Origin of the sequence: Roseococcus microcysteis (assembly GCF_014764365.1) — a bacterium.
GTDB lineage: Bacteria > Pseudomonadota > Alphaproteobacteria > Acetobacterales > Acetobacteraceae > Roseococcus > Roseococcus microcysteis.
In genome coordinates this window covers 2,849,347-2,870,546 of the sequence record NZ_CP061718.1, presented here as the reverse complement: position 1 = coordinate 2,870,546, position 21,200 = coordinate 2,849,347, and the positions used below count along the sequence as shown (strand labels likewise).

Sequence of the window (21,200 nt, the reverse complement as noted above, 5' to 3'; positions counted from 1 at the left end):
CAGGGGAACGCGCAGGGTGAAGCCTGGTCAAGCCCTTCGTTGGGGCCTCTCGCTGCTGCTCTTCCTGCCGCTGCTGGCCGGGCTGGCGCTGGGCGCGCTGGCCTGGCGGCTCTCCTCCGGACCCTGGGAATCGGCCTTCCTCGCCCGGCAGATCGAGCGCGCGGCCAATGCCGAGGGGGTGAACTGCGCCTCTCCGTCGGCCGCGCGGCCATCGCCTGGGAAGGCTTCCATGGCGGCTCGGCCCCCGTGGAGGTGCGCGTCTCCGGCGCCCGGTTGACCGATGCGGAGGGCGTGGTGGCCGGCGCCCTGCCCGATGCCGCCGTCACCTTCGCCCTGGCGCCTCTTTTGCGCGGAACCCTCGCCCCCGCGACGGTGGACCTCTTCGCCCCCGTCCTCAGCCTGCGGCGGGAGGCGGATGGCACGGTGGGCCTCGACCTGACGCCCCAGCCAGGCGCGGAGCCGGCGCCGGCGGACGGCACGCCCTCCGCCCTGCCCCAGCTCCTGGCCGACCTGATGCGCCCGCCGGAGGAACGCGCCGCCCACACCCTGCTGCGCCGCGTCCGCATCCTGGGCGGGCGCATCAGCCTGCGTGACGCGGCACTCGGCGCCACTTTCCATTTGCGCGAGATCCACCTGACCCTGCTGCGCGGCGGTGAGGGCGGGCTGGAGGCCGATGGCGAGGCCATGCTGGAGACGATCGGCGCCGATGGCATCGCCAAGCGCCTACCCGTCCATGTCTCCGCCCAGGCCGAGGGCGAGCCCACCCAGGTGCATCTGCGCCTCGACCTGCCGGTGCTGCGCCCGCCGGAGTTGGCCGCGGTTCTGCCCTTCCTCGCGCCGCTTACCATGCTGGACGCGCCGGTCGCGGTGCAGGCCAGCCTGAGCATGGATGGCGAGGGCCAGGTGCACGGGCTGGGCCTTGCGCTGCAAGCCGCCGAGGGCGGGAGGCTGCGCCCCGCGCCCGGCCTCGAACTCCCCTTCGATGCGCTGGAAGCGGAGGCATTGGCCACGCCGGACAGCCTCATTCTTGAACGCGCCATGCTGCGCCTGCCCGGCACCGCGGGCCAGCCCATCGAGGCCAGCGCGGAACTCCAGCGCAGGCCGCCGGGCTGGGGCGGACGGGCACGGCTGAACCTGGGCGAGCTGGACATCACCACCATCCCGCGCCTCTGGCCCGCCGAGCTCGCGCCCGAGGCGCGGGAGGCCACGCGGCTGGCGCTGCAGCGGGGCGTGCTGCGCGAGGCGGCGCTGCTTCTGGACGTGACCACCGCGCCCGACCTGACGCGCTGGGCCGTGGTGGGCGGCCGCGCGGACCTGGTGCTGGCGGAGGCCGAGGTGACGCCTCCGGGCATGGGCGCCCTCCAGGTCGCGGAGGCGGCGGTCAGCGCCTCGCTCGGCCCCGGCGCGGTGACGCTGGAGGCCTTGCACCTTGATCTGGCCGCCCCCGAGACAGGGGGCGCGGCCACGCGGCTGGCCGCCACGGGTGCGGCGCGCTTCGCCGAGGGGCGCTGGGCCAGCGAGGTCTCGCTCAGCCTGAACGACGCCCGCTTCGCGGAACTGCCCCGGCTCTGGCCCGAGGGCGTGGTCCGGGGCGCGCGGGACTGGATCACCACCAACATCACCGCCGGCACCCTGACCGAAGGGCGGTGGCGCATCGGCGTCTCGGCCAATGAAGCCCTGGGCGAGGCGCGGCTGGAGGCGCTGGAGGGCGAGGCAAGCGTGGAAGGCGCCACCGTCCACTACCTGCGCCCCATGCCCCCCGTCGCCGGCGTGACCGGCCGCGCCCGCTTCGCGCGGGATGGCGTGGTGGTGGAGACGCGCGGCGGCGCGCTGGCGGCCGAGGCCGGCGGCATCCAGGCGGGCGAGTCCACGCTGCGCTTCGCCTTCGCGCCGCCGGGCCAGCCGGACACGGCCGAGATGTCCTTCAACCTGTCCGGCCCCCTGACGGGGCTGGTGACGGTGCTGCGCCACCCGCGCCTTGCGCTGTTCGACCGCCGGCCCTTTCCGATCGACGTGCGGGGAGGACAGTTCAACGGGCGGCTGCAACTGGACTTCCCCCTGCTGGCGGACCTCCGCACCGAGCAGATGCAGCTGCGCGCCGAGGCGCGCCTGACCCAGGGGCGCGTCGCCTCCCTGCTGCTGGGGCGCGACCTGGAGGGGGCCACGGCGGAACTCACCACTGACATGCAGGGGCTGCGCGGCAGCGGCACCGGCACGCTGGCCGGCATCGCGCTGCGCTTCGGCGTGGAGCTGGACTACCGCGCCGGGCCGGCCACGCAGGTCGTCTCGCGCGAAACGCTGACGGCGCGACCCACGGCGGCGCAGCTGGCGGCACTCGGCCTCGATGCCGGGGCGCTGCTGCGCGGGCCCGTGGCCATCGAGGCGCGGGGCGAACGCCGGCGCAACGGCCAGGCCAGCTACGCGCTGACGGGCAATCTGCGCGATGCGGTGCTGGCCTTCCCGCCGCTGGGCTGGGAGAAGCCCGAGGGGAGCCCCGGCCAGGCCGAGGCGACGCTGCGCCTCAACAATGACCAGCTCACCAGCATCGAGGGCATCCGGATCGAGGCGCTGGAACTCGCGCTGCGCGCCCGCGCCGTGGCCCGCGCCAACCGTATCGAGCGGGTGGAGTTGCAGGAGACGGTGTTCGGCGCCTCGCGCCTGGTGGGCGATGCGCGGGCCGGCGCACGACCGAACGAACCCTGGAGCATCACGCTGCGTGGCCCCCTGCTCGACCTGCGGCCGGTGCTGGGGCCCAGCACGCCTTCCAGCGAGCGTCCCGCCCCCACCGAGGGCCAACAGCCGCCGCTGAACCTGGATTTGCGCTTCGACCAGGTGCTGGTCGGCCCCCAGCGCGAAATCTTCGCCGTGCAGGCCACGGGCCGGATGGATACGGCCGGCGTGCTGCGCCAGGCCACGCTGCGCGGCCGCACCGCGCGCGGCGGCGGCGCCTTCGAGGCGGCGCTGACACCCGGCCGCGGCAATGTCCGCCAGGTGCGGGCGGTGGCGGAGGATGGCGGCGCGGTGCTGCGGGCGCTGGGCATCACCACCTCGATCCGCGGCGGGCGGCTGGCGCTGACCGGGCAATACACCGAGACACGGCCCGGCGCGCCGCTCTCCGGCACGGCGGAGCTGGACAATTTCGTGGTGCGCGACGCGCCGGCGCTGGGCAAGCTGCTGCAGGCCATGACGCTGTTCGGCGTGCTGGAGGCCATGCAGGGGGGCAATGGCCTTGTCTTCACCCGCGCCGTGGTACCCTTCGTGCTGGAGCCGGACGTGCTGCGGGTGAACGAGGCGCGGGCCTTCTCCGCCTCGCTGGGGCTGACGGCGCAAGGGCGGCTGCTGCGGGAGCGCGCGGTGCTGGACATGGAGGGCACCATCGTGCCCGCCTATGTGTTCAACACGCTGCTGGGCAACCTGCCGTTGGTCGGCCGGCTGTTCAGCCCCGAGCGGGGCGGCGGGGTCTTCGCCGCCACCTTCCGCGCGCAGGGCCCACCGGAGGACCCTACCATCACGGTGAACCCGCTGGCCGCGCTGACGCCGGGCTTCCTGCGCGGCCTTTTCGACCTGGGCGGCGAGCCGGAGGCGCCAACGCGACGTTAAGCGCGGATTCAGGGACGCGGGGGCATGCTGCGGCGAAATAGCTGCAAGGTTCTCTCCATGAGCAAGTTGTTTGGCTCCGTCCGGACGCCGATTCTCGGGGTCAGTCTCGTGCTGGCCATCCTGGCGCTGATCCCGGCCACCTCCACCCTGCGTTCCTCTTGGACCTCCTGGGAGGAGCATCGGGCGGCCGCCGAGATGAACAAGGCCGCCGCGCGCCTGAACGAAGGCTTGTTCGAGCTGCTCCTGGAACGCGCCCAGAGCAATGCGGCGCTGGCCTCCACCACGCCCGTCGGTGACGCGGCGCGCGGCGTGATCGCGCGGCACCGCGGCGTGTTCCAGGCCAAGCTGGCGGAGGCGCTGGTCCACCTGCGCGAGGCCCGCCTGCCCGAGACCGTCCGCATGCTGCAGGAGCTGGAGGGCATGACCGCGCCGCTGGAGGCCCTGCGCCGCCGCGCCGACGCGCAGATGGCCCTGGCGGACGAGGCGCGCGACGCGGAATTCGCGCGCGGGGGGATGCACCGCGAACTCTCGCGCTTCGTGGCCGCGCAGCAGGGCATCTGGTCCTCGCTGTTGGCCGCCGCCGGCGAGCATGATCCGCTGATCGCGCGGCTGAACATGCTGAAGCAGGCGAGCTGGCTGGCGCGCGACGCCTCCGGGCAGGAACGCAGCACGGTGGCCGGCGCCATCGCCGCGAACCGTGGCCTGACGCCGCAGAACCAGGCGGCCGTCGCGCAGTCGCGCGGGGCGGTGGACTCCGCCTGGCGCCTGCTGGAGGCCGAGCCCGAAACCCGCACGGACCCGCGCCTCGCGGCCGCGGTGGCGGCGGCGCGGACCGCCTACTTCACCGAGTTCCGCGCGCTGAGCACGGCCCAGGCCGAGCCCTCGGCCGACCGTATGGCGGCGTCCGCCTTCATTGAGCGGACCACGCCGCAGATCGGCAGCCTGCTGCTGGTGCGCGACGCGGCGAGCCTGGTGACGCAGGAACGTGCGGACACGCTGATCGCGCAGGCGCGGGCCCAGTCCATCGCCGCCATCGCCGTGCTGGGGGGGACGCTGCTGTTCCTCGCCGTCGCGGTGTGGGTGGTGCTGCGCCGGGTGCTGGCGCCACTGGCCAGCCTGCAATCGGCCACCGGCCGCCTGGCCGCCGGCGCCTATGATGACCCTGTGCCCGCCACCGCGCGCACGGATGAATTCGGCGCCCTCGCCCGCGGCCTGGACACGCTGCGGCAGGAAGCCCTGCGCGCGCGTGCCCTGGAGGAGGCCGCGGCCGCCCAGCGCACCGCCACCGCCGAGGAGGCCCGCCGGGCGCGCGCCTCGGTGGCCCAGCAGATCGAGACGGCGCTGGGCACCGCGCTCGACACCATGGCCGACCGCGTGGAGGTGCTGCGCGGCGCCACCGCCGAACTGCGCGCCGGGGCGGGCCAGACCGCGCGCCTCGCCGATGCGGTGAACCAGGACGCGGACCAGGCCAGCCGCAATGTGCAGACCGTGGCCGCCGCGGCCGAGGAGCTTTCGGCCTCGGTCAGCGAGATCACCCGCCAGGTGGCCGAGGCCGCCCGCGTGGCCGGCCGCGCCATGGAGGAGACGCGCGCCACGGATGCCACCATGGCGGCCCTGACGGAGGCCGCCACCAAGATCGGCGAGGTGGTGCGCCTCATCAGCGACATCGCGGGCCAGACCAACCTGCTGGCGCTGAACGCGACCATCGAGGCGGCGCGGGCGGGTGAGGCCGGCAAGGGCTTCGCCGTGGTGGCCAGCGAGGTGAAGAGCCTCGCCGCCCAGACCGGCCGCGCCACCGGCGACATCGCGGCCCAGATCAGCGCCATCCAGGGTGCGGCGGAGGGGGCGGTGCGCTCCATCCAGGGCATCGGCACGGTGGTGGCCGAGATCAATGAGGTCGCCAACGCCATCGCCGCCGCGGTGGAGGAACAGGGGGCCGCCACGCGCGAAATCGCGCGCAACGTGGCCGAGGCCGCCACCGGCACCGACCGCGTGGCCGCCCGCATGGACGAGGTGGGCCAGGGCGCCCAGGCCGCCGAGGGCGCCCTGACCAGCCTGGCCGCCACCACCGACGACATCGCCCAGCAGGGCGAGGGGCTGCGGGGCGAGTTGAGCACCCTGCTGACCCAGATGCGCGCCGCCTGAGGCGAAACGGGCGCGGGCGGCAGCCGCCGCCCGTCCTGGCGGCGGCTGCGCGGCTTCGGTGATTCCACCGAAGCCGATCCGGGGCTAGTTTCGCCTCATGAACGCCATCAGCCTGTTCGGCCAATCCATCCGTCGCGTCGAGGATGCGCGCTTCCTCAAGGGCGAGGGGCGCTATGTGGACGACCTGGCGCAGCCGGGCGCGCTGCACGCCGTCTTCCTGCGCAGCCCGCACGCCCATGCGCGGCTCTTGGCATTGGATGTGACGGCGGCCCGCGCCGCCCCCGGGGTTCGCCTGGTGCTGACGGGCGCCATGCTGGCGGAGGCGGGCATCGGCGGCCTGCCCTGTTCCTCCGTGCTGGCGGCGGAGACGCCCTTGGTGAAGCCGGACCACCCGCCGCTCGCGCTGGACCGCGTGCGCCATGTGGGCGAGGCGGTGGCCTGTGTGGTGGCCGAGACGGCGCATCAGGCCGAGGACGCGGCGGAACTCATCCTCGCGGAATACGACATGCTGCCCGCCGTCACGGACCACGACGCGGCGCTGGCACCGGGCGCGCCCACCCTGCACGAACAGGCGCCGGGCAACCTCGCCTTCCTCTGGCACAAGGGCGACCGTGCGGCGGTGGAGGCCGCCTTCGCGGGGGCCGCCCATGTGGTCGAGGCGGACATCCCCAACCCCCGCGTCACCTGCGCGCCCATCGAGCCGCGGGCGGCCGTGGCGGTGCCGGAGGCCACGCGCCTCAGCCTCATCGTCAACGGGCAGAATGTGCATTCCATGCGTGGCCAGCTCTGCGCCGCCATGAAGCTGCCGCCCGAGGCGCTGCACCTGGTCGTGCCCGATGTGGGCGGCGGTTTCGGCGTGAAGAACGTGGCCTTTCCCGAGCATGTCTGCCTGCTGCACGCCGCCCGCGAACTGAGTGCGCCCGTGCGCTGGACGGCCCGCATCGGCGAGGATTACGCGGCCTCGGCCCATGGGCGCGGCCTGCACGGGCGGGGGCGGCTGGCGCTGGATGCGGAGGGGCGGTTCCTGGCGCTGGATTTCGACGGCGTGGCGGAGATGGGGGCCTATCTCTCGGCCAATGGCCCGCACTGCCCGACCAACGCGGCGGCCACCGCCATGGGTGGCGTCTATGCCATCCCCGCCATCCACATGACGGTGCGCGGCGCCTTCACCAACACGGCACCCATGGAGGCCTATCGCGGCGCGGGCAAGCCTGAGGCGAACTACATCATCGAGACGCTGATCGAGCACGCCGCCCGCGCCATGGGGCAGGATGCGGCCGCGCTGCGGGCGCGCAACATGATCGGTGAGTTCCCCTATCGCTCCGCGCTGGGCATGGAGCTGCGGGATGGCAACTTCGCCGCAAGGCTCACGGAATGCGCGGCGCTGGCAGACCGCGCGGGCTTCCCCGCCCGCCGCGCGGCCAGCGAAGCGCAGGGCAAGCGGCGCGGCTTCGGGCTCACGGCCTTCCTGGAAACCGCGCGCGGCGCCTTCGGCGAATGGGCGAAGCTGAGCGTGGACGCGGAGGGGGGTGTGACGCTCGCCATCGGCACCCAGTCCAACGGGCAGGGGCACGAGACGAGCTTCCCGCAATATGTGGCCCACCAGCTCGACCTGCCCATGGAGCGCATTGGCTACATCCAGGCCGACACGGACCTGGTGGCCTTCGGCAATGGCCATGGCGGCGCGCGCAGCCTGCACATGGGCGGCGAGGCCATGCGCCAGGCCGCGCACAACCTGCTGGCCGAGGCGCGCGGCCGCGCCGCGCGTCTGCTGCAGACCGCGCCCGAATCCCTGCACTATGCCGGCGGCCGCTTCGCCCTGGCCGATGGCGCGAGTGTGACACTGGCCGAACTCGCCGCCGAGGAACCGCCGCTGGAGGGCGAGGCGCGCCACGCGCTCGACCTCTGCACCTTCCCCAATGGCGCCCATGCCGCCGAGGTGGAGGTGGACCCGGAGACGGGCGAATGCACCCTCTGCGCCTACACCGCCGTGGATGATTATGGCCGCCTGCTGAACCCCATGCTGGCGCTGGGCCAGGTGCAGGGCGGCGTGGTGCAGGGCATCGGCCAGGCGCTGCTGGAGGCCATCCGCTATGACGCGGAGAGCGGCCAGCTTCTGACGGCGGGGCTGATGGATTACTGCCTGCCCCGCGCCTCCGATCTGCCGGCGCTGGACATCAGCTTGCGCGAGGATGCGCCGACCGAGGCGAACGGGCTGGGCGTGAAGGGCACGGGCCAGGCGGGCTGCATCGCGGCCCCCCAGGCCGTGATGGCCGCCATCCGTGACGCCGTGGGTGCGGAAATCACCATGCCGGCCACGCCGGAAAAGCTCTGGGCCGCGCTGCACGGGCGATGAGCACGCCGCTGCTCGACGCCACCGGTTTGGTGAAGCGCTTCGGCGCGCTCATCGCCAATGACCATGTGGATTTGCGCGTCATGCCCGGCGAGGCCCATGCGCTGCTGGGCGAGAATGGCGCGGGCAAGTCCACGCTTGTGAAGATGCTCTATGGGCTGTTGCAGCCGGAAGCCGGGCACATTGCCTGGGAAGGCCGCCCGGTCCACCTGCCCGAGCCGCGCGCGGCGCGGGCCCTGGGCATCGGCATGGTGTTCCAGCACTTCTCGCTGTTCGACAATCTGACCGTGGCGGAGAACGTGGCGCTGGCGCTGGACGCCGCCGAGCCCGTGCCGCGCATCGCCGCCCGCCTGGCGGAAGTTTCGCGCGCCTATGGCCTGCCGCTCGAACCCGCGCGCGAGGTGTGGCGGCTTTCGGTGGGGGAGCGGCAGCGCATCGAGATCGTGCGCTGCCTCATGCAGGACCCGCGTCTGCTGATCCTGGACGAACCCACCTCGGTGCTGACGCCGCAGGAGAGCGAGGGCCTCTTCGCCACGCTGGACCGCATCCGCGCGGAGGGGCGGGCCGTGCTCTACATCTCGCACAAGCTGGAGGAGGTGCGGCGCCTCTGCGAGACCGCCACCATCCTGCGCCATGGCCGGGTGGTGGCGCGCACCGACCCGCGCGCGGAAACGGCCGCGAGCCTCGCGCGCATGATGGTGGGCAGCGAGGTGGCCGCGCTGCGCCATGCCGCCGCACCGCCCGGGGGGCCGGTGCGGCTTTCCGTGCGCGGGCTGTCCGCACCAGCCGATGACCCGCATGGGGTAGGGCTGAAGGAGGTCTCGCTCGATCTGCGTCGCGGCGAGGTGCTGGGCATCGCGGGCGTGGCCGGCAATGGGCAGGAGGCGCTGTTCGCTGCCCTGTCCGGCGAGGTGCTGGCGCCGCGCGCGGAGCAGGTGGTGCTGGATGGCGCGGCGGTGGGCCGCGCCGACATCAACGCCCGCCGCCGCCGAGGCGCGGCCTTCGTGCCGGAGGAACGGCTGGGCCATGCCGCGGCACCGCGCCTGACACTGTCCGACAACGCCCTCGTCTCCGGCCATGCGGCCAGCGGCATGGTGCGCCACGGAATGCTGGATCGCGGGCGGATGCTGGGCTGGGTGGATGCGGTGACGCGCGCCTTCGACGTGCGGAAAGGCCCGCGCGACCCGGAGGCGCGGGCGCTTTCCGGCGGCAACTTGCAAAAATTCGTGGTGGGGCGGGAGGTGCTGCGCAAGCCTGGCCTGCTGGTGGTGTCGCAGCCCACCTGGGGGGTGGATGCGGGGGCGGCGGGGCTGATCCGCCAGGCGCTGCTGGACCTGGCGCGGGAGGGTTCGGCTGTGCTGGTCATCAGCCAGGATCTCGATGAACTGCTGGAGATGGCCGACCGCATCGCGGTGCTGTTCCACGGCCGGCTCTCGCCGGCCGAACCCGTGGGCGGCCTGACGCGCGAGGCCATAGGCCTGCGGATGGGGGGTGCCGCATGAGGCGCCTCGTCCTGGAACGCCGGGCCGAGACGCCATGGGCGCTGACCCTGGCCTCGCCTGTGCTGGCGGTGGGGCTGACGCTGGTTTCGGCCGTGCTGGTCTTCCTCGCCATGGGGCGCGACCCGCTGGAGGCGTTGTTCGTCTATTTCGTGATGCCCGTCTCCGACCTCTGGGGGTTGCAGGAGGTGGCGGTGAAGGCCACGCCCCTGGTGCTGATCGCGGTCGGGCTGGCGCTCTGCTACCGCTCGAACAACTGGAACATCGGCGCCGAGGGGCAGTTCCTCATGGGCGCCATGGCGGGCGGCTGGCTGGCCGTGGCCACGCATGGCGCGGGCGCCGGCGCCTGGGTGCTGCCCGCCATGCTGGTGATGGGCGCGCTGGGCGGCGCGCTCTTCGCCCTGATCCCGGCGCTGCTCAAGACGCGCTTCGGCGCCAATGAAATCCTGACCAGCCTGATGCTGGTCTATGTGGCCGAACTGTTGCTCGACTGGCTGGTGCGCGGCCCCTGGCGCGACCCGCAGGGCTTCAACATGCCCCAGACTGTCGTCTTCGCGCCCGAGGCCACCATCCCGCTGCTGATGGAGGGCGGAAGGCTGAACCTCGGCACGCCCATCATGTTGCTGGTGGTGGTGCTGGCGGCGGTGCTGGTGGCGCGCACGCTGAAGGGGTTCGAGATCACGCTGGTGGGCGAGGCGCCGCGCGCCGCGCGCTTCGCGGGCTTCGACGCGAAGCGCCTCACCTGGACGGTCTTTGCCATCGCGGGGGGCTTGGCCGGGCTGGCCGGCGTGCTGGAGGCCGCGGGGACGGTGCGGATGCTGCAGCCTGGGCTTTCGCCCGGCTATGGCTTCACGGCCATCATCGTGGCCTTCCTCGGCCGGCTGAATCCCGTGGGGTGCCTTGTCGCGGGCGTGTTCCTGGCCATCACCTTCATCGGCGGCGAGAACGCGCAGATCATGATGCAGATGCCGCTGGACGTGACGCGCGTCTTCCAGGGGCTGCTGCTGTTCTATGTGCTGGGCTGCGACACGCTGCTTCTGTATCGCGTGCGCTGGGTGCGAAGGGCGGAGGCATGACCGGGCAGGAGCGGAATCGCGCCACGAGTATCCGGCCGCAAAGCGCCCGGCGTTTGAGGGCGCAAGAATGACCCTTTTCGAAGCCATCCTCCTGACGGTCATCACCGCCTCCACGCCGCTGCTGATCGCCGCCATCGGCGAACTGGTCGTGGAACGCTCGGGCGTGCTGAACCTGGGCGTCGAGGGCATGATGATCATGGGCGCCGCGGTGGGCATCGCGGCCGCCATCACCACGGGGTCCAGCGCCTTCGGCGTGCTGGCGGCGGTGCTGGCGGGCATGGCCATGGCGGCGCTGTTCGCACTGCTGACGCTGGGGCTCGCCACCAACCAGGTGGCGGCGGGGCTGGCGCTCGCCATCTTCGGGCTGGGGCTTTCGGGCGTGGTGGGGGCGCCCTTCGTGGGGGTGCAGCGGGAGGGGATCGGGCAGGTCGCGATCCCCTATCTGTCGGACATTCCCTTCCTCGGCCCCGTGCTCTTCGCGCAGGACCCCTTCGTCTATGCCGCCTTCGCGCTGGTGGCCGGCGTCTCCTGGTTCCTGTTCCGCACGCGGGCGGGGCTGGTGCTGCGCGCCTGCGGCGAGAACCACGCCTCGGCCCATGCGCTGGGCCACCATGTGCTGCGGGTGCGCTTCCTGGCGGTGCTGTTCGGCGGCGCCTGCGCGGGGCTGGCGGGGGCCTATCTCTCGCTGGTCTACACGCCCTTCTGGACCTCGGGCATGACGGCCGGCCGCGGCTGGATCGCGCTGGCCATCGTGGTCTTCGCCTCCTGGCTGCCCTGGCGGGCGGCGGTGGGGGCCTATCTCTTCGGCGGCGTCACCATCCTGCAGCTGCACGCGCAATCGGCCGGGGTGCCGCTGCCGACGCAGCTTCTGGCGGCCATGCCCTACCTCATCACCATCCTCGTGCTGGTGCTGATCATGCGGCTGCGGCGCGGGGGGGCGGCCGGGCCGCAATCCCTGGGCCAGCCCTTCGTGCCGGACCGCTGATCATGGATGACAGGGGCGTCACGAATGTGTAGTGGCGCCCGCGAAGGAGACCCCCGCCCCATGACCCTGTCCCGCCGCAACATCCTGCTCGGCGGTGGCGCGCTTGCCGCCGCCACCTCCCCGGCCGCCGCCCAGGCGCCGCTGAACGTCGGCTTCATCCTGATCGGCCCCGTGGGCGATTTCGGCTGGTCCACCATGCACGACCAGGGCCGCCGCCGCATGCTGGAGGTGCTGGGCGACCGGGTGCGCGCCACCCAGGTCGAGGCCGTGGCCCCGCCCGATTTCGACCGCGTGGCGACGCAGCTGGTCCGCACGGGCTCGCGCCTCATCTTCACCACCAGCTTTTCCTATTTCCAGGCGACGCAGCGCGTGGCCGCGCAGAACCCCAACGTGTTCTGGGAGAGTGCGACCGGCACCGCCACCGCCCGCAACCTCGCCATCTACAACGCCCGCTTCTATGAGGGCCGCTACGTCCAGGGCGTGATCGCGGCCCGCAAGTCGCGCAGCAAGACCATCGGCTATGTCGCCTCCTTCCCGGTGCCGGAGGTGATCCACGCCATCAACACCGTCATGCGCGGCGCCTGGTCCGTGGACCCGCAGATGCGCATCCGCGTGGTCTGGGCCGGCGCCTGGTTCAACCCGGGCCGCGAGGCCGATGCCGCCCGCGCGCTCATCGACCAGGGCTGCGACGTGATCTGCCAGCACACGGACAGCCCCGCGCCGCTCCAGCTGGCCGAGCAGCGCGGCAATGTCTTCGGCTTCGGCCAGGCGTCCGACATGACGCGCTTCGCCCCGCGCGCGCACCTCACCAGCAGCGTGAACAATTGGGGCGACTACTACGTGGCCCGCGCCCGCGCGGTGCTGGACGGCAGCTGGCAGCCCAGCGACACCTGGGGCGGCCTCGATTCCGGCATGTTCCGCCTGGCGCCCTTCACCAACATGACGCCCGAGGAAGCGAGCGAGGCCGAGCGCATCCGCGACGCCCTGGCCGCCGGCACGCTGCACCCCTTCGAGGGTCCGATCACGCGGCAGGACGGCACCAGCGTCATCCCCGCCGGGCAGCGCCTGACCGACGACCAGATCCGCGCCCAAAACTACTTCTACCAGGGCATTGAGGTGCAGATGCCCTGAGCGGGGCCTATTCCCGCACGAAGTCCAAATCCGCCCCCAGGCCGAGCTTGCCCAACCCCTTCGCGATGCCGAAGCGGTGGCGCATCCAGGCCGAGGGCGGGCCGCGCCGCTTGAGCAGATAGAGCGGCGCGTGCACCGCCACCTGCGCCGCGCCAATGCCCCAGGCCATAGCCCAGGCGGCCCATTTCCGGTCGCTCACCGCCGCGCGGAACAGCGCCGAATGCCGCGCGCTGCGGGCCAGCCGCGCGCGCATGTAGTCGGGCGTCAGGCGCCCGCGCTGGTTCACCTCCTCGACCCGCGCATCGGGCGTCCAGATGAAGTGGCGCCCCTGCTTGGCCAGGGTGAAAAAGAGCAGCGTGTCCTCGCCGCCCGCCCGGCCCAGGGTTTCGTTGAATGGGGTTTCGCCCACCAGGCAGGTGGCGCGGCGCAGCAGGGAATTGCCCGTGCCCACGCCCCGCCCGCCGGCATGCCACCAGTCCAGCGGGTTCAGCCGCGTGTCGGGCGGCAGGGCCAGGTCGGTGCGGAAATACTCGCCCTCCGGGTCCCAGTCCGGCGCCGCGCCGCCCTCGAAGACCGGGAATTTGGGGCCGAAGCTGGCATCCGCCCCGGTGCGCTCCAGCGCGGCGAGATGCGCGGCCAGGCAGCCTTCCTCCGGCGCCTCGTCATCATCCACGAAGGCGATGAATTCCCCGCGCGCGGCCGCCACCCCCCGGTTGCGCGCGGCGGCGATGTTGCGGTGGGGCGTCGCGACCACATGGCGGAAGGGCACCGGCGCGGCGAAGCCCTCCACCAGCGGGCGGGCCAGGGCGTCGGGGTGGTTGTCGGCCACCACCACCTCCCATTCCGTGCCCTCCGGAAGGCGTTGCGCGGCCAGGGCGTCCAGCGTGCGCGCCAGCAGGTCCATGCGGTCATGGCAGGGGATGACGACGCTCAGGCGCGGGGGCGGCATGGCGCGCAGGATGTGGGGGCGCGCCCCGCGCGGCAAGCGGCGGTGGCCCCGCGCCGCTCCGGCCTGTAGAGGGGAGGGGTGCAACCCCCGGTCCGCCCTCCTCCATGCCCGCCCTGCCGCGCCTGCTGACGGGGCCGCGCGGGCGCACCCTGGCCGGCATCGCGGACCAGGCGGTGATCAGCCTCGCCAATTTCGCGGTGGCGCTGGCCGTGCTGCGCCTCGGCACGAAGGAGGAATTCGGCCTCTACGCGCTGGGCTACATGGCGGTGGTGGTGGCCAACAGCTTCGCCGGCGGCATGTTCGGCAGCCAGTTCATCGTGGCCCAGCACGGACGGCCCGAGGCCGCGCGGCCCGCCTTCGCCGCCGCCCTGCTGCTGGCGCAGGCGGGGGGCGTCTCGCTGGTCTGCCTGCTGGCGCTGGCCGCGCTGGTGGCGGCGGGCTGGGCCACGCCTTTCGTGACGGTGACGCTGCTCGTCATCCCGGCCGCGGTCGCGCAGGATTTCCTGCGCGTGCATCGCCTGGCGTTGCTGCGGCCCCAGGCGGCGCTGGCGCTGGATGGGCTGAACGCGCTGCTCTGGGCCGGCTTCGCCCTGGCCGGGCTGGCGCTCGGGCTCGCGGTGCCGGTGGCGGCGCTGGCCGGCCATGGCGCGGCTTGCGCGGTCACGGCGGTGGTCGCGGCCGCCACCGCCCGGCTGCCGCTGCGGCAGGGGCTGCGCGGCATGGGCGACGGGCTGCGGACGGTGTGGGACCAGGGGCGCTGGTCCGTTGGCGGGGTCGCGGTGACGCTGGCGCAGAACCAGGCGCATTTCTACATACTGGGCCTGCTGGCGGGCCTCGCCGCGGTGGCCGAGGTCAACGCCGCCCGCATGTTGCTCACCCCAGCCGCGCTGCTGCTGGTGGGGGTGAACCGCACCCTCATCCCCGGCTTCGCGCAGCTGCGCGCGGCGGGCGAAGCGCACCGCATCCGCCGCCAGGCCGTCATCGCGACCTTGGGGCTGCTGGGCGCGGTGCTGGCCTATGCGCTGCTGCTGGGCGGCGTGTGGGACATGGTCCGCCTGCATGTGCTCCAGGGGCGCTATGACGGAATCGGACCACTGGTCGCGCTCTGGACGCTGGTGATCGGGCTGCAGGCGGTGACGGAAATCGCCGCGGGGCAATTGCAGGCGGCTTCGCGGTTTCGTGCGCTGGCGCTGCGCATCGGCATCGTCGCGGGGCCGGTGGTGGTCGCGCTGGTGCCCATGATCCTGTGGCTGGGCGGGCCGGGCAGCCTGATGGTGCTGGCGGCGGGCCAGGCGGCGCTGGGCGCGCTGCTGTGGCGCGAGGTGGCACGCGAAACCTCCCCCGCGCGGCCAAGCTGCGCTACCACGGGGGCCTGATGTCGCTCGCGGTCTCCGCCCCCGTCGCCCGCCCCCGCGCCGCCGCCCCCGCCGAGGCGGAGCGCGCGGATGTGCTGGCGCTGCGCCGCCTCACGCCCGCGCAGTTGCTGGTGACGCTCTGGCTGCGGCGCTGGGTGCTGCTGCTGGCCTTCGGGCTTCCTGTCGCGGGCGGCCTGGCGCTCGCCCTCACCCGCCAGCCGGTCTTCGAGGCCGAGACCAGCATGCTCATCCAGGTGACGCGCGAGAGCGTGGGGGCCGCCGACCTCTCCGGCCTCGGCCCCACGGTGCAGACGGTGGAACAGCTGCGCGTCGTGCGCTCCGAGATGGAGATCGCCACCAGCCGCCCCGTGGCCCGCCGCGCGGTGGAACGGCTGGGGCCCGCCACCATCGCCCCCGGCCTCGCCAACCCCCGCCCCTGGCAGCGGGCGCTGACGCCGGAGGAACAGGTCGAGGCCGCGACGACGATGCTCGGCCGCGCACTGCGCGCGGACACCGAGCCCTCCACCAACATCCTTCGCCTGCGCTACCGTGCGACCGACCGCGCGCGGGCCACGCTGGTGCTGGAGGCGGTGCTGGAGGCCTATCTGCGCCAACGTTCGGAAACCGGGCAGGAGGGCGGGGCGCGGCTTCTCACCTCCGACCTCGCCCGCCAGCGCGAGGAGCTGCGCGGCATCGAGCGCGAGATCCAGGAGGCCCAGGCGCGCTTCGGCGTGATGGAGCTGGGACAGGACATCGCGCTGGCCAATGCACGGCTCAACGCCCTGCTGGAGCGTGAGAACAGCCTGCGCGAGCAGCGGGCGGCGGCGGCGGCGCAGCTCGCCTCCGCGCAGGAGCGTCTGGCGGCGGAGCCAGAGCGCGTCTTCGCCGGCAGCGAGGCCACGAACCTCGCCCCCAATGACGAGGCGCGGAACACCCTCGCCCGGCTGTTGCAGGAACGCCGCCACATCGCGACCCACTACGCCCCCGGCGCGCCCGAACTGCGGGAGCTGGACCAGCGCATCGCCAATGTCCGCCAGACGCTGGAACGCAATGAGCGCACGGCCTTCGCCACCCGCCGCGAAATCCGCAACCCCAACCGCGACGCGCTGGAAGCGCGCGTCATCGCGGCGCGCATCGAAATGGACAGCCTGACGCGCCAGCTGGAGGAGGTGCGCGTCCAGCGCGGCGAGGCCGAGGCGCGCGCCACCACCCTGCGCGGCGCCGATGCCGTGCTGCGCGACCTGTTCCGCCGGCGCGACGCGCTGGATGGCATCACCCGCACACTGGCCGCACGCGAGGCCGGCGTGCGGCTGGAGGAAAGCGCGCGGCGCGGGGGGGCCGCAGCGGTGCAGCTCGTGCAGCCCCCCACCGCGCCCTTCGAGGGCCGCAGCGGCGCCTTGCTCTTCGCCGCCGCCGGGCTGGTGGCGGGCTTCACCCTGGCCGGCGCCGGCCTCGTCCTGCTGACGCTGCTGCGCCGCACCCCCGCCACGCCGGGCGAGGCCGTGGCCAATCTCCGCCTGCCCGTGCTGGCCAGCTTCGCCCGGCCGGAGGAGGAGGCCCCGCTGGCCGACTTGGCAGGCTTGCTGCTGGACCAGGTGGGCCCTCGGCCAGTGCTGCACCTGGCGGGCGAAGGCGATGACGCGCGCGGCCTGCTGGCCCGCGCCCTGGCCGAGGAATTCGCCCGGCGCCGCGGGCGCACGGTGCTGCTGCTGGACCTGCAGACCGATGGCGCCGCGCATCTGCGCGCCCTGGGCGGCACGCCCGAGGCGGTGGAGCGCGTGGAGGGCCATGTCCTCGCCTTCCCCACCGCCCATGAGCGCCTCTGGGTGGCCTATGAATCCCAGCACAGCCAATTGACCGACCCGCGCGCCGGCGAGGCCGAGGCCGCGCGCATGCTGGCCCTGCTGAAGCGCGAATTCGACGTGATCCTGGTGGTGGGCGCCGATGGCTCGGGCTACGCCGCACGGCGCCTCGCGGGGCTGATGGACGCGAACCTGCTGGTGGTGCGGGGCGAGGTGACGACGCTGCGCGCCGCGCGCGCCCGGCGGGATGAGATCCTGGCGGCCGGCGGCGCGCTGCCGGGCCTGGCCTTCACCGGGCGGCGCCAAGTGCTGCCGGGGCCGCTGGCCGCGCTGGCGACCTAAAGCTCCGCCGCCCGCGCCTCCAGCGCGGCGAAGATCGCCTCGCGCGCCGGTGCGTCCAGCCCTTCGGTGGATTGCACGTCGGCGCCCAGATGGTGCGGCTCCAGCGCGGCGACGAAGCGCGCCACGCCCTCCGGGCTGTGCACGTCATGCCCCCAGGAGCTGTGGCAGAGCGAGCGCGATGAGGGCGCGTGCGGCATCGGGCAGAGCCCCGACCGCCCGGCATAGGCGCCGTAGAGGATGTATTCCGAGAATTGCCAGCGCCGCGCCAGCGCCCGCGTCCACGGCCTCCCGGCAACCGATTCCACGCGGGCCAGCAGGGCCCGCACGCTCTCCGGATTCCAGGTGATGAGCGAGCCGATATAGTCCGCGCCGAAATAGTCGCAGGGCGGCAGGCCCAGCAATTCGGCGGCTGCGGCGTGCCAGGGCAGGTGGGTGTCGAGCCGGCCCTCGCCGGGCAGGGCGTAGAGGCGCACCCGCCCCCCGGGCGCCAGGGAAGCGGGGTCGAGCGGACGGATCAGGCAGGTGTCGCTGTCGGCGTGGATCACGACGTCGCAGGGCATGGCCGCGGCCGCGGCGAACTTCACGATCTGCTGCATGATCCAGCCGCGCACGAGGCCGACGGGCGTCAGGTAGATTTCGCGCCGCAGCGCCGGGATGAAGCGCCGGATCGCGCCCGGCGGGCGCGGCAGGTTCAGGAAACCGCGCGGCAGCAGCGTCTCCTGCGCGATGATCTCGGTGCGCGGGCCGGCCAGCGACCCGAACAGCGCCAGGTCACGCCGCGGCACCACGATGCGGTGCAGGACGTCCGGCTCCGCGAAGCGCTCCACGCTGCGCGCCAGGGTGCGGCACAGGGGGAAATCGCCGGCGAAGGAACAGGTCAGGATGCCGATGCGCGGCGTGTCAGCGGGCAAGGCGGGCTTCCCTGGGTCGGGCGGCCAGGCCGGTGCGCATGGTCTGGATGCGGCCGGCGGCCTCTTGCGATTGCAGCGCCAGCGTCACCTCCGTGACGTGCAGGGCAAGGTCCGGCCCCATCAGCGACGGTGCCCCCTGCTCGACCTGGGCGGCCAGCTGGGCCACGCCGCGCAGGTAGTCCATGGGCGGGCGGCCCTTGGGGCGCGGGCGGTAGGGCACGGGCAGCGCACGGCCCAGGGTGACGCCGGGCAGGAAGGCGCCCAGCTTGAGTTCCAGCTTGCGCGCGGCCCGGTGCCGGAGCCCCTTGCCGGTGGGGCTGAGGCGCAGCCTGGCCCGGTTGTCCCAGACATCGGGGATGGTGGCGAAGCCCTGCGTGCCCACCACCCGCAGCAAGCGGTTATGGGGCGCGATGATGGACAGGCTGAGGCGCGCGACCACGCCATGGTCGAAGCGCAGCACGCCCACCGAGAAATCAGGGTTCATGGGGCCGAGCCCCTCGCCCTTTTCGGGCAGCAATTGCGCGGGCATGGCCACCACCTCCCGCACCGGGCCGAAGAGCGTGACCAGCGGGCCGATCTGGTAGCCCGCATGTTCGAGCACGCAGCCCATCTCGAACTCGTCGGCCGCGGGCCAGGGCGCGCCGGAGGCGCTGCGCCAGGCCTCGTGGCCTTGGAAGGGGATCAGCCCGTCATCCATCTCGGCCTGGGCCATGAGGGGGCGGCCCAGGCGCCCGGCCTCGACCAGCGCGGCCATTTCCTGCACCGGAGGGGCCAGGTGGTTGCAGGGGGCGGCGGCCAAGGCGAGGCCGCGTTCGGCGGCCAGCGCCACCAGCTCCTCGGCCTCGGCCATGGTCAGGGCCAGGGGTTTTTCGGAATAGACGTGCTTGCCGGCCAGCAGGGCGGCGCGGCTGACCTCCACATGGCTGCGCGGGTTGGTGAGGTTCACCACCAGCGCCACCTCGGGGTCCGCCAGCACGGCCTCCAGGCTGGGATAGGCGCGCGTGCCGTGGAAGCGCGCGAAGGCGTCCAGCCGTGTAGGGTTGCGGTCGAAGGCGCCCAGCAGCCGCAGCCCCGAATGGTCGGGGCACGAGGCCATGTAGTAGTCGGCCACGAAGCCGCAGCCGATGACGACGAAGTTCATGTGGCCCCCGCCCGTTGCGCCGCCTCGGCATGGTAGAGCGCCACGCGCCGCCACCAGGTCAGCTTGCCCAGCCCCGCCGCCGCCGCCAGCGCGGCCCGGCCGAAGCGGCCCCGCGCGTCGGGGAAGGGCCAGAGCAGCAGGGCCAGCAGCCCCATGGCCAGGAATTGCACCGCGCCGCGCAGGGTGGTGCCGCCACCGCCATGGCGCCGCGACAGGGCGGCGAAGACCTGTCCGCCGGAATAGGCCCGCAGCAGCGCATAGCGCAGGGCGAAGCGGCTGGCCGGCACCTTCTCCAGCGCCACGGCGTAGGGGCACCAGGCGAAGCGCCGCCCTGCCCGCTCCAGCCGCAGGAACAGCTCCAGATCCTCGCCGCCGCAGGCGCCGTAGCCGAGGTCGAAGGGCTCCGGCTCGGTGAAGCAGGTGGCGGCGCGCCAGAGGGAATTGCCGGCGCCCACCACGAAGTCCCGTGTGCGGGAAGGCCCGCCGGCGATGACGGGCGCGCCCTCGGGCATGGGGCTGAGGCGGCTGAACTGGCGGCTCTCCGGGTCCCAGGGGGCGGGGTCCACACCGGGCGGGAGCAGCGGCCGCACCGCACCCAGCACGGCATCGGCGCCCGTGCGCTCCAGCGTGTCCACCAGCGCGTCGAGCCAGCCGGGCTCCACCTCCTGGTCGTCGTCCAGGAAGGCCACCAGGGGGGCGCGGGCGGCGCGCAGCCCGGCATTGCGCGCCACCGAGATGTTGGGCGGCGAACAGGGCACCGCGCGCAGCGGCACATGGGGGTCGAGGCGCGCCAGCACCGCCGCCGCATGGCCATCCGGGCTGTTGTCGGCCACCACCACCTCGAACTCCAGGCCGCGCCGGGTGGCGTGGGCGAGGCAGGAACGCAGCGCGGCCTCCAGCAGCAGCGGCCGGCTGTGCGTGGTGATGACGATGCTGGCCACGGGCGTGCTCATGCGGCGCGAAGCCAGGCCGCGCCCTCGGCCCATCCTTGCGCGACGCTGATGGCGGGGTGCCAGCCCAAGCCCTCCGCCGCGGCCTCGATCGGGTAGGTGACGCGCTGGCGGAACAGCGCCAGCTCGCCACGCGCCGGGGCCTCCACCAAGGCGGGCAGGCGCGGGCGCAGCGCCGGGGCCGCGCGCGCCAAGGCCTTCAGGGGCAGGGACAGCCAGGCATTCCGCGCCACCCGCGCGGGCGAAAGGCGTGGCGCTTCGAGGCCCATCGCCGCCGCCAGCCCGGCGAAATAGGCGTTCCAGGTGAGGGGCGCCGCGCCGCTGATGTTGTAGGCGCCGGGCCTTCCGGTCAGCGCCGCCTCGGCCGCCGCCGCCACGTCCTCCACATGGACGGGGTTGCACCAGCCCTCGCCCGCCGCGCCCATCTCGCCCACCAGACCGTGGCGCAGCCGCGCGCCCATCTTGCCGACCCACAGGACGGAACCCGCGCCATGAACGATGGCGGGGCGCAGCAGCACGGTCTCGATGCCGGCGGCCTCGCATTCCCGCTCGGCGGCGGCCTTCCAATGGGCATAGCCGGCGCCTTCGGAGGTCACGCGCGGGCTGTCCTCGGCCAGGGCGCCCTCGGTCGCGGCATAGACGCTGACGGAGCTGAGATGCACGAAGCGCCGCACCCCCGCCGCGCGGGCGGCCGCCAGCAGGTGCCGCGTGCCGGCGATGGTGGTGGCCGCGTCGCCCACCGCGCAATGGATCACGGCGTCCACGCCGGCCAGCGCGGGGGGCAGGGTGGCGGGGTCCGTCAGGTCCAGCCGCGCGCCGCCCGGCAGGGCCCGTCGCGAGGCCGCCCGCACCGCCATATCCCCGCGCGCGCCCAGGCGCCGGGCGATGGCGCCGCCGATGAAGCCGCTGGCCCCGGTCACGAGAAGGGTTTGGACGCCCATGCAACCTGTTGTAGCGCAGC

General features: G+C 73.7%; 15 protein-coding genes. 10 read left to right on the top strand and 5 right to left on the bottom strand.

The window, feature by feature from the left end; translation table 11 throughout:
- The first annotated feature begins 16 nt into the window (after positions 1-16).
- The 8 genes from ICW72_RS13830 (at position 17) to ICW72_RS13795 (ending at position 12,789) form a co-directional block, all read left to right on the top strand.
- Positions 17-277 carry a hypothetical protein gene (locus tag ICW72_RS13830; RefSeq protein WP_191083241.1) on the top strand — a complete coding sequence of 87 codons (261 nt, stop codon included), beginning with the start codon at positions 17-19 and terminating at the stop codon, positions 275-277.
- Entirely contained in the window at positions 247-3,600 is a 3,354-nt protein-coding gene (locus ICW72_RS13825) for a YhdP family protein (RefSeq protein WP_191083240.1), read from the top strand. Before ICW72_RS13830 ends, ICW72_RS13825 begins: the two co-directional genes overlap by 31 nt.
- A gap of 57 nt (positions 3,601-3,657) precedes the next feature.
- Positions 3,658-5,745, top strand: a complete 2,088-nt coding sequence (locus ICW72_RS13820) for a methyl-accepting chemotaxis protein (RefSeq protein ID WP_191083239.1) — start codon at positions 3,658-3,660, stop codon at positions 5,743-5,745.
- Between the two features lie 97 nt (positions 5,746-5,842).
- The gene (locus ICW72_RS13815; RefSeq protein WP_191083238.1) at positions 5,843-8,101 is read left to right on the top strand and encodes a xanthine dehydrogenase family protein molybdopterin-binding subunit; all 2,259 of its coding nucleotides are present in this window, start codon (positions 5,843-5,845) and stop codon (positions 8,099-8,101) included.
- A complete protein-coding gene (locus tag ICW72_RS13810) occupies positions 8,098-9,600 on the top strand; it encodes an ABC transporter ATP-binding protein (protein WP_191083237.1) in 1,503 nt (500 codons plus the stop codon). The genes ICW72_RS13815 and ICW72_RS13810 overlap by 4 nt, the downstream gene beginning before the upstream one ends.
- The gene (locus ICW72_RS13805; RefSeq protein ID WP_191083236.1) at positions 9,597-10,673 is read left to right on the top strand and encodes an ABC transporter permease; all 1,077 of its coding nucleotides are present in this window, start codon (positions 9,597-9,599) and stop codon (positions 10,671-10,673) included. Before ICW72_RS13810 ends, ICW72_RS13805 begins: the two co-directional genes overlap by 4 nt.
- 67 nt (positions 10,674-10,740) lie before the next feature.
- A complete protein-coding gene (locus tag ICW72_RS13800; RefSeq protein ID WP_191083235.1) occupies positions 10,741-11,658 on the top strand; it encodes an ABC transporter permease in 918 nt (305 codons plus the stop codon).
- A gap of 60 nt (positions 11,659-11,718) precedes the next feature.
- Positions 11,719-12,789, top strand: coding sequence for a BMP family ABC transporter substrate-binding protein (locus tag ICW72_RS13795; protein WP_191083234.1), 1,071 nt, complete (start codon positions 11,719-11,721; stop codon positions 12,787-12,789).
- A gap of 7 nt (positions 12,790-12,796) precedes the next feature.
- Here ICW72_RS13795 and ICW72_RS13790 read toward each other — a convergent pair whose 3' ends face one another.
- Positions 12,797-13,738 (bottom strand): glycosyltransferase family 2 protein, encoded by a 942-nt coding sequence (locus tag ICW72_RS13790; protein ID WP_191083233.1) that lies wholly within the window; start codon positions 13,736-13,738, stop codon positions 12,797-12,799.
- A 104-nt stretch (positions 13,739-13,842) separates the two neighbouring features.
- On the opposite strand from ICW72_RS13790, the gene ICW72_RS13785 reads away from it, so the two are divergent.
- Positions 13,843-15,114 (top strand): MATE family efflux transporter, encoded by a 1,272-nt coding sequence (locus ICW72_RS13785; RefSeq protein WP_191083232.1) that lies wholly within the window; start codon positions 13,843-13,845, stop codon positions 15,112-15,114.
- Positions 15,114-17,237, top strand: a complete 2,124-nt coding sequence (locus ICW72_RS13780; RefSeq protein ID WP_191083231.1) for a GumC domain-containing protein — start codon at positions 15,114-15,116, stop codon at positions 17,235-17,237. Before ICW72_RS13785 ends, ICW72_RS13780 begins: the two co-directional genes overlap by 1 nt.
- Here ICW72_RS13780 and ICW72_RS13775 read toward each other — a convergent pair.
- From ICW72_RS13775 to ICW72_RS13760, 4 genes are read right to left on the bottom strand one after another with little or no spacing between them, the layout of a single operon-like run.
- Positions 17,234-18,148, bottom strand: coding sequence for a DUF6492 family protein (locus ICW72_RS13775; protein ID WP_191083230.1), 915 nt, complete (start codon positions 18,146-18,148; stop codon positions 17,234-17,236). The two genes, ICW72_RS13780 and ICW72_RS13775, sit on opposite strands and share 4 nt — an antisense overlap.
- Positions 18,138-19,289, bottom strand: a complete 1,152-nt coding sequence (locus ICW72_RS13770) for a Gfo/Idh/MocA family protein (RefSeq protein WP_191083229.1) — start codon at positions 19,287-19,289, stop codon at positions 18,138-18,140. The genes ICW72_RS13775 and ICW72_RS13770 overlap by 11 nt, the downstream gene beginning before the upstream one ends.
- A complete protein-coding gene (locus ICW72_RS13765) occupies positions 19,286-20,242 on the bottom strand; it encodes a glycosyltransferase family 2 protein (RefSeq protein ID WP_191083228.1) in 957 nt (318 codons plus the stop codon). Before ICW72_RS13765 ends, ICW72_RS13770 begins: the two co-directional genes overlap by 4 nt.
- Complete coding sequence (locus ICW72_RS13760) at positions 20,239-21,159, bottom strand: NAD-dependent epimerase/dehydratase family protein (RefSeq protein WP_191083227.1); 921 nt, start codon at positions 21,157-21,159, stop codon at positions 20,239-20,241. The genes ICW72_RS13765 and ICW72_RS13760 overlap by 4 nt, the downstream gene beginning before the upstream one ends.
- Positions 21,160-21,200: the final 41 nt, after the last annotated feature.

Excerpts from the sequence above, each read along its gene's own strand:
- ICW72_RS13765 (WP_191083228.1), bottom strand. The coding sequence starts at position 20,242 with ATGAGCACGCCCGTGGCCAGCATCGTCATCACCACGCACAGCCGGCCG.
- ICW72_RS13820 (WP_191083239.1), top strand. The coding sequence starts at position 3,658 with ATGAGCAAGTTGTTTGGCTCCGTCCGGACGCCGATTCTCGGGGTCAGT.
- ICW72_RS13790 (WP_191083233.1), bottom strand. The coding sequence starts at position 13,738 with ATGCCGCCCCCGCGCCTGAGCGTCGTCATCCCCTGCCATGACCGCATG.
- ICW72_RS13800 (WP_191083235.1), top strand. The coding sequence starts at position 10,741 with ATGACCCTTTTCGAAGCCATCCTCCTGACGGTCATCACCGCCTCCACG.
- ICW72_RS13785 (WP_191083232.1), top strand. The coding sequence starts at position 13,843 with ATGCCCGCCCTGCCGCGCCTGCTGACGGGGCCGCGCGGGCGCACCCTG.
- ICW72_RS13805 (WP_191083236.1), top strand. The coding sequence starts at position 9,597 with ATGAGGCGCCTCGTCCTGGAACGCCGGGCCGAGACGCCATGGGCGCTG.
- ICW72_RS13795 (WP_191083234.1), top strand. The coding sequence starts at position 11,719 with ATGACCCTGTCCCGCCGCAACATCCTGCTCGGCGGTGGCGCGCTTGCC.
- ICW72_RS13780 (WP_191083231.1), top strand. The coding sequence starts at position 15,114 with ATGTCGCTCGCGGTCTCCGCCCCCGTCGCCCGCCCCCGCGCCGCCGCC.
- ICW72_RS13770 (WP_191083229.1), bottom strand. The coding sequence starts at position 19,289 with ATGAACTTCGTCGTCATCGGCTGCGGCTTCGTGGCCGACTACTACATG.
- ICW72_RS13815 (WP_191083238.1), top strand. The coding sequence starts at position 5,843 with ATGAACGCCATCAGCCTGTTCGGCCAATCCATCCGTCGCGTCGAGGAT.
- ICW72_RS13810 (WP_191083237.1), top strand. The coding sequence starts at position 8,098 with ATGAGCACGCCGCTGCTCGACGCCACCGGTTTGGTGAAGCGCTTCGGC.